Raw genomic sequence first — 5,963 nt, 5'->3', positions numbered from 1 at the left:
GCCGATGCCCTTCTATACCGGCTTCATCCGCGACCTGACCGACCGGCAGCAGACCGAGACCCGCCTGCAGGAACTGCAGAACGAGCTGGTCCATGTCTCGCGCCTCACCGCCATGGGCGAGATGGCCTCGACCCTGGCGCACGAGCTGAACCAGCCCCTGTCAGCCATCGCCAACCTGCTGACCGGCTCGCGCCGGCTGATCGACCGGGGCCGCGAGGCCGACCAGGCCAAGGTGCGCGACGCGATCGACCGCGCCGCCGCCCAGGCCCTGCGGGCCGGCGACGTCATTCATCGCATGCGCGACTTCGTCCGGCGCGGAGCCAGCCAGCGTGAGCCCGAAAGCCTGTCCAAAGTGGTCGAGGAAGCCAGCGCCCTGGCCCTGATCGGCGAGAAGGAACGCCAGGTCGACGTGCGGCTGTCGCTGTCACCGGCCGCCGATTCCGTCTTCGCCGACCGCGTCCAGATCCAGCAGGTCCTGCTCAACCTGATCCGCAACGGCATTGACGCCATGCAGGACGGGCCGCGTCGCGAACTGGTGATCTCCAGCGACCTGACCGAGGACGGCTGGACCCGGCTGAGCGTCGCCGACACCGGCAGCGGCATCGCCGACGACGTGCGCGAGAAGCTCTTCCAGCCGTTCATGACCACCAAGCCGCAGGGCATGGGGGTGGGCCTGTCGATCTCGCGCTCGATCATCGAGGCCCACGGCGGCAAGATCTGGGCCGAGGCCAATCCGCGCGGCGGCACCATCTTCCGCTTCACCCTGCCCCCCGCCGACCTTGAGGACGACACCCCATGACCGACGCCGTGGTTTACGTGGTCGACGACGACGAGAGCGCCCGCGAGTCGCTGGCCTTCCTGCTGGAGTCGGCCGACCTGCAGGTCGAGACATTCGCCAGTGCGCCCGCCTTCCTCGCCGGCCTGTCGCAGGCGCGGCCGGGCTGCATCATCACCGACGTGCGGATGCCGGAGATGAGCGGCCAGGACCTGGTCGCCCGACTGGCGGCCCTCGACTGCCACCTGCCCGTCATCATGATCACCGGCCATGGCGACATCCCGATGGCCGTCGAGGCCATGCGCTCCGGTGTGGTCGATTTCATCGAAAAGCCGTTCTCGGAAAGCCGCATTCTCGATGCCCTGAAGCGAGCTCTCAGCGTGCTGAGCAGCGCCCCGGCCGTCTCCGGCGACCAGGCGGCGATCCTCCAGCGGCTGGAGACCCTGTCCGAACGCGAACGGCAGGTGCTGGACGGCGTCGTCGCCGGCCACCCCAACAAGGTCATCGCCCGCGACCTCGGCATCAGTCCGCGCACCGTCGAGATCTACCGCGCCAAGCTGATGACCAAGATGCACGCCGACAACCTCGCGGCCCTGGTGCGCATGACCCTGGCCGTACGGGGTTAGGGGGCGCGGGTCCCTACCCCTCCGCCCGCGAGAAAACTCTTGTCATCCCGGCCGCAGCGAAGCGGAGCGCCGGGACCCAGGGGCAACCTGCAATCAGCCTGCCCAAGGCAACCTCTTTTGCCCTGCCCCTCAGCGCAAAGTCATCTGACCGATGGCGAGTCAGCAGTTCAGGGTCTCATACAGGTCGAGCCACTGGGGATTCTCAGCCTCGATCAGTTCGAGTTTCCATACCCGCCGCCAACGCTTCAGGACCTTCTCGCGCCTTATTGCATCGCCGATATCCTGAAAGGACTCATAGCAAACCAGCCGCGTTACACCGTATTTCCGCGTGAACCCGCTCGACGAGCCTTCACGATGCTCCCAGACCCGGCGCGATAGGTCACTGGTCACACCAACGTACAGCGTTCCATTGCGCTGGCTTGCGAGGATATAGACGAAGTACTCCCGGGCCATGATGCAACCAATGAGAGATTTTTTCAAAACTCATCTCTAAGGCGTAGTCGAGTGTCAAGACCCGGCGCAACGCAGCCGCCCCTGGGTCCCGGCTCTTCGCTGCGCTGCGGCCGGGATGACAAGGCTCTGTTGCCCTTAGGATCTGCGTCATCGGCCCTGGGCCCATAAGGCCGAGCCCCCTAACCTCAGCTTCCTACCTACCCCTCCGCCGCCAGCTCCGCGGCGATCTGGCGGCTGAGGGCGTCGGTGATCAGCGGCTTCTCGACCAGCGAGACGCGCGGATGGCGCGCGGTGCGGGCCAGGCGGTCGAGATGGCTGGACAGGATGACCAGCGGCGTGCGCCGCGCCGCCGACAGGGCGGTCAGCTTCGGGTCCTGGCAGGCCTCGTCGATCACGAAACAGGCGGCCGCCCGGCAGTCGGGGCAGGCCAGCAAGGCCGCGACCTCTGACAGCGCGCTGACCCGGTAGCCCTCAGTCTCCAGCGAAAAGCGCAGGGCCTCGCGCAGGGCCTCGTCCGGGTCGAGCACCACGATCAGGGGACGTCGGGCGTTGTCGCCGTCAGGGGGGCCGGAATGACCGCACATGGGGGCCAGCCAACCAGACCTTTGCGCCCCGGGCCTTGATCCAGCGCAAACGGCGCGCCCTCCGCAAACCCGCTTACGTAACGTCCCTTAGGCGTCGCACCCGAATATACGGCCGCCCCTGCGGCGTTCACAAACAGCGTCACACAGGGGAGTTCACCATGCTGTCGCCGCTGAAACTGCAAGATGCGCCATCCACCACCGCGCCGTTCGGCTTCACGGGCCCCTGCCTGCGCCACTCTCGCGACGAGGAAATCTTCGGCGAGGGCGAGGCGGCCGAGTACGTCTACCAGGTGATTTCCGGCGCGGTCCGCACCTCGCGGATCCTGCGCGACGGTCGCCGCCAGATCGACGAGTTCCACTTCGCCGGCGACTATTTCGGCATCGAGGCCGGCGACCTGCACCGGGTCACCGCCGAGGCCATGACCGACACCAGCGTGCGGATGGTCCGTCGGGGCACACTCAGCGAACTGGCCGGCCAGCGCGGCGATGTGGCCCGGGCCATCTTCCGCCTGACCGTTGAGGGTCTGCAGCGCAGCCAGGACCATGTGCTGATGCTGGGCCGCAAGTCCGCCTGCGAGCGGGTCGCCGGCCTGCTGGTCGACCTGGCCGAGCGGACCGGGGCCAGCCGGGAACTGGACGTGCCGATGTCGCGCCAGGACATGGCCGACTATCTGGGCCTGACCATCGAGACGGTGTCGCGTACCCTGACCCAGCTTCAGGCCGACGGCATCATCGCCATCCCGACCACCCGCCACATCGTCCTGCGCGACCCCGCCGCCCTGCGCCGCCTGCACGGCTGATCAGAGGCTCAGGAGCCCTCGTCGCTGCGTTCGAGGCTGGCCAGGGTCGCCTCGTCCTGCGGGTCAGCCTCGCTGATCCGCTTCAGGGCCGCCTGCCGCAGGGCATAGACCAGCAGGCCCAGCAGAACGACGGCGTTCAGCACAAAAGGCCCCCAGCCGACCGTGCGGTACAGCATCACGAACAACGGGCCGAACACGACATTGAGGCCGTTGATGGCGGCGATCGCGCCGGCCGCGCCGGCCTGGTCCTTGGCCCCGACCGAGAGGGACGCGCCCGCCGTGAAGCCCGGCCGCGCAAAGCCATAGCCCAGATTGGCGATCGCAAAGCCGATGGCCACCGCCGCATAGTCCGGCGCAAAGGCGACAATGACATTGCCCAGGGCCGCCGCCGCCACGCCCCAGCGCATCAGGTCGCGCGGCCGCATGGCAAACATCCGGATCAGGCCCCACTGCGCCAGCAGGCCGGCCACGGCCCCGGCCGCCATGGCCAGGGTGATGTAGCCCTGGGCCTGCATCGGCGGCAGCTTCAGCTTGTCGATGATCAGAAAGCCCAGGGTCTGGGACTGGGCCGTCTGGCAGGAGGCGACCAGAAAACCGTAGATCAGGAACGGCTTGAGACGCGGATCCTTCCACAGGGCCGCGCCGTCTCCCCGGAACGGCAGGCCAAGGCCCCGGCGCGGCGGCGCCTCGGCCTGGCCGGGCTTGAAGGTCTCGGGCAGGCCGCGCTGGACCACGATCAGCATCACCCCGGCCAGGATCGCAAAGGCGAACATCGGCCCGGCCAGGCCGACCACCGGCAGGACGAACAGCGGGGCCAGCAGCGGCCCGACCACGGTGCCGAGGCCGAAGGCCCCGGCCAGGGTCGCCATGCTCTGGGTGCGTTCCTCACGGCTGGTCCGCTCGGCCATATAGGCCTGGGTCGCCGGATTGGAGGCCGAGCCGAACAGGCCAAACAGCGCCCGGGCCGTCAGGAACAGGCCGAAAATCACCATCGGCGCAGCCAGATGGTGCAGACCCGCACTGACCACCACGGCGCACAGGGTCATCGAGACGCAGAAGCCGGCCAGGCCCAGCAGGATCATCGGCTTGCGTCCGCGCAGGTCCGACTGGCGGGCCCAGAACGGCGAGCTGATCGCCCACAGCACCGCCGAGAGCGAAAAGATCGCGGCCACCAGCACATCGGGAATGCCGATCTGTCGCCCGATGGCGGGCAGCACCGACCACATGCCGCTGTTGCCCATGGCCGAGACCACGGACACTCCGAACAGGATCGCAAACGGGCCCCGGTGGCTCCGGGCTTCTGGCGCGGCGGTCGACATCAAACACCTGTTAGGCCGCTCGAAGAGCCGACGCAACACACCCCATGCCTGTGTTCGGGAACCTTGGCTTAAGCATTAACGGCCATGATGCCCGCAGAAATCCAGAGGTTGGCCTCACGTCATGTTCCAGATCATCGGCATTGTTCTGCTCTTCGGCCTGGTGTTCGGCAGCTACCTGATATCGGGCGGCAAGATGGACGTGATCCTGCACGCCGCCCCGCACGAACTGATGGCCATCGGCGGCGCCGGTGTCGCCGCCTTCCTGATTTCCAACTCGATGACGGTGATCAAGGCCACCCTCGGCGGCTTCGGCAAGATCTTCGCCGGCCCGAAGTGGAAGGCCTCGGACTATCGCGACCTGCTGTCGCTGCTGTTCCTGCTGACCAAGACCATGAAGTCCAAGGGCGTCATCGCCCTGGAAGCCCACATCGAAAAGCCGCACGAGAGCACGATCTTTTCGCGCTATCCGAAGATCTCGCACGACCACTTCGCCGTCGACTTCATCTGCGACACCCTGCGGATGATGACCATGAACCTGGAAGATCCGCACCAGGTCGAGGACGCGATGGAAAAGCAGCTCGAGAAGCACCATCACGAGGCCCATGCCGCCGCCCACGCCCTGACCAACCTGTCAGACGGTCTGCCGGCCCTGGGCATCGTCGCCGCCGTTCTGGGCGTCATCAAGACCATGGGCTCGATCACCGAACCGCCGGCCGTCCTCGGCGGCATGATCGGCGGCGCCCTGGTCGGGACCTTCATGGGCGTGTTCATGGCCTACGGCCTGGTCGGCCCGATGGCCACGCGCCTCGGTGCGGTGCTCGACGAGGACCACGCCTTCTACAAGATCATCCAGGCCGTTCTGGTCGCCCACCTGCACGGCAATGCCGCCCAGATCAGCGTCGAGATAGGGCGCGGCAACGTGCCCAGCGCCTCGCAGCCCAGCTTCGCCGAGCTGGAAGAGACCCTGACCCAGATCCCCAACGAAGCCTGACCGGACGACGCAAACCTGTCGCCGAAGTAATCACGGCCGCGTGATCACCCGCTTGCGCGGCCGTTCAAAGCGGTATTCCCTGACGGCTCCGGCCTTCATCCCAGCCGAGCGCGGATGACGGGTCGCCATACCATCAAGGGATTGCCCATGAGCACGACCGTTCTCCGCAAGCTTCTGATCGCCGGCATCGCCGTGTCCGCCCTGTCGCTGGTCGCCTGCGGCAAGAAGGAAGAAGGTGCCGAAGCCTCGACCGCCGCCGCCGAAGCCGCGGCCGCCGGGGCCAGCACCGTGACCGACGCCGCCTCAGCCCAGGAACAGGCCGCCGCCGACGCCAACAAGGCCGCCGCCGATGCCGCCGCCGCGCCCGCCGACGAAGGCGACACGGTCGCCGCAACCGGTGCCACCGCTGCCGAAG

At 67.6% G+C, this 5,963-nt stretch carries 8 protein-coding genes; 5 read left to right on the top strand and 3 right to left on the bottom strand.

Annotated elements, in window-relative coordinates; genetic code table 11:
• Positions 1-799, top strand: a 799-nt coding sequence (locus DBR10_RS19960; RefSeq protein WP_233243371.1) for a sensor histidine kinase, incomplete at its 5' end; no start/stop codon positions are given.
• The gene (fixJ, locus tag DBR10_RS10745) at positions 796-1,401 is read left to right on the top strand and encodes a response regulator FixJ (RefSeq protein ID WP_108504675.1); all 606 of its coding nucleotides are present in this window, start codon (positions 796-798) and stop codon (positions 1,399-1,401) included. The genes DBR10_RS19960 and fixJ, both read left to right, overlap by 4 nt.
• Before the next feature lie 159 nt (positions 1,402-1,560).
• On the opposite strand, the gene DBR10_RS10740 is transcribed toward fixJ, so the two are convergent.
• Together DBR10_RS10740 and DBR10_RS10735 are read right to left on the bottom strand one after the other, a co-directional pair.
• Positions 1,561-1,854 carry a GIY-YIG nuclease family protein gene (locus tag DBR10_RS10740; RefSeq protein ID WP_108504674.1) on the bottom strand — a complete coding sequence of 98 codons (294 nt, stop codon included), beginning with the start codon at positions 1,852-1,854 and terminating at the stop codon, positions 1,561-1,563.
• Between the two features lie 197 nt (positions 1,855-2,051).
• Positions 2,052-2,438: a nucleoside transporter gene (locus DBR10_RS10735; protein ID WP_108504673.1), complete on the bottom strand. Its 387-nt coding sequence runs from the start codon at positions 2,436-2,438 to the stop codon at positions 2,052-2,054.
• Positions 2,439-2,596: 158 nt separating this feature from the next.
• Here DBR10_RS10735 and fixK point away from each other — a divergent pair, with 158 nt between their 5' ends.
• Positions 2,597-3,238 (top strand): transcriptional regulator FixK, encoded by a 642-nt coding sequence (gene fixK, locus DBR10_RS10730; protein WP_108504672.1) that lies wholly within the window; start codon positions 2,597-2,599, stop codon positions 3,236-3,238.
• Between the two features lie 8 nt (positions 3,239-3,246).
• Here fixK and DBR10_RS10725 read toward each other — a convergent pair whose 3' ends face one another.
• Positions 3,247-4,557, bottom strand: a complete 1,311-nt coding sequence (locus tag DBR10_RS10725) for an MFS transporter (protein ID WP_108504671.1) — start codon at positions 4,555-4,557, stop codon at positions 3,247-3,249.
• A gap of 121 nt (positions 4,558-4,678) precedes the next feature.
• Here DBR10_RS10725 and motA point away from each other — a divergent pair, with 121 nt between their 5' ends.
• The gene (gene motA / locus DBR10_RS10720; protein WP_108504670.1) at positions 4,679-5,548 is read left to right on the top strand and encodes a flagellar motor stator protein MotA; all 870 of its coding nucleotides are present in this window, start codon (positions 4,679-4,681) and stop codon (positions 5,546-5,548) included.
• Positions 5,549-5,695: 147 nt separating this feature from the next.
• On the top strand, positions 5,696-5,963 hold a 268-nt coding region (locus DBR10_RS10715; protein WP_108556332.1), incomplete at its 3' end, for a hypothetical protein.

The sequence above is a fragment of the Caulobacter sp. HMWF025 genome (assembly GCF_003060965.1).
Classification (GTDB): Bacteria; Pseudomonadota; Alphaproteobacteria; order Caulobacterales; family Caulobacteraceae; genus Caulobacter.
This window is presented reverse-complemented; position numbering and strand designations above follow the sequence as displayed.

Bases quoted from the DNA above. Each gene is read 5' to 3' on its own strand.
- DBR10_RS10735 (WP_108504673.1), bottom strand. From the start codon at position 2,438: ATGTGCGGTCATTCCGGCCCCCCTGACGGCGACAACGCCCGACGTCCC.
- fixJ (WP_108504675.1), top strand. From the start codon at position 796: ATGACCGACGCCGTGGTTTACGTGGTCGACGACGACGAGAGCGCCCGC.
- fixK (WP_108504672.1), top strand. From the start codon at position 2,597: ATGCTGTCGCCGCTGAAACTGCAAGATGCGCCATCCACCACCGCGCCG.
- DBR10_RS10740 (WP_108504674.1), bottom strand. From the start codon at position 1,854: ATGGCCCGGGAGTACTTCGTCTATATCCTCGCAAGCCAGCGCAATGGA.
- DBR10_RS10725 (WP_108504671.1), bottom strand. From the start codon at position 4,557: ATGTCGACCGCCGCGCCAGAAGCCCGGAGCCACCGGGGCCCGTTTGCG.
- motA (WP_108504670.1), top strand. From the start codon at position 4,679: ATGTTCCAGATCATCGGCATTGTTCTGCTCTTCGGCCTGGTGTTCGGC.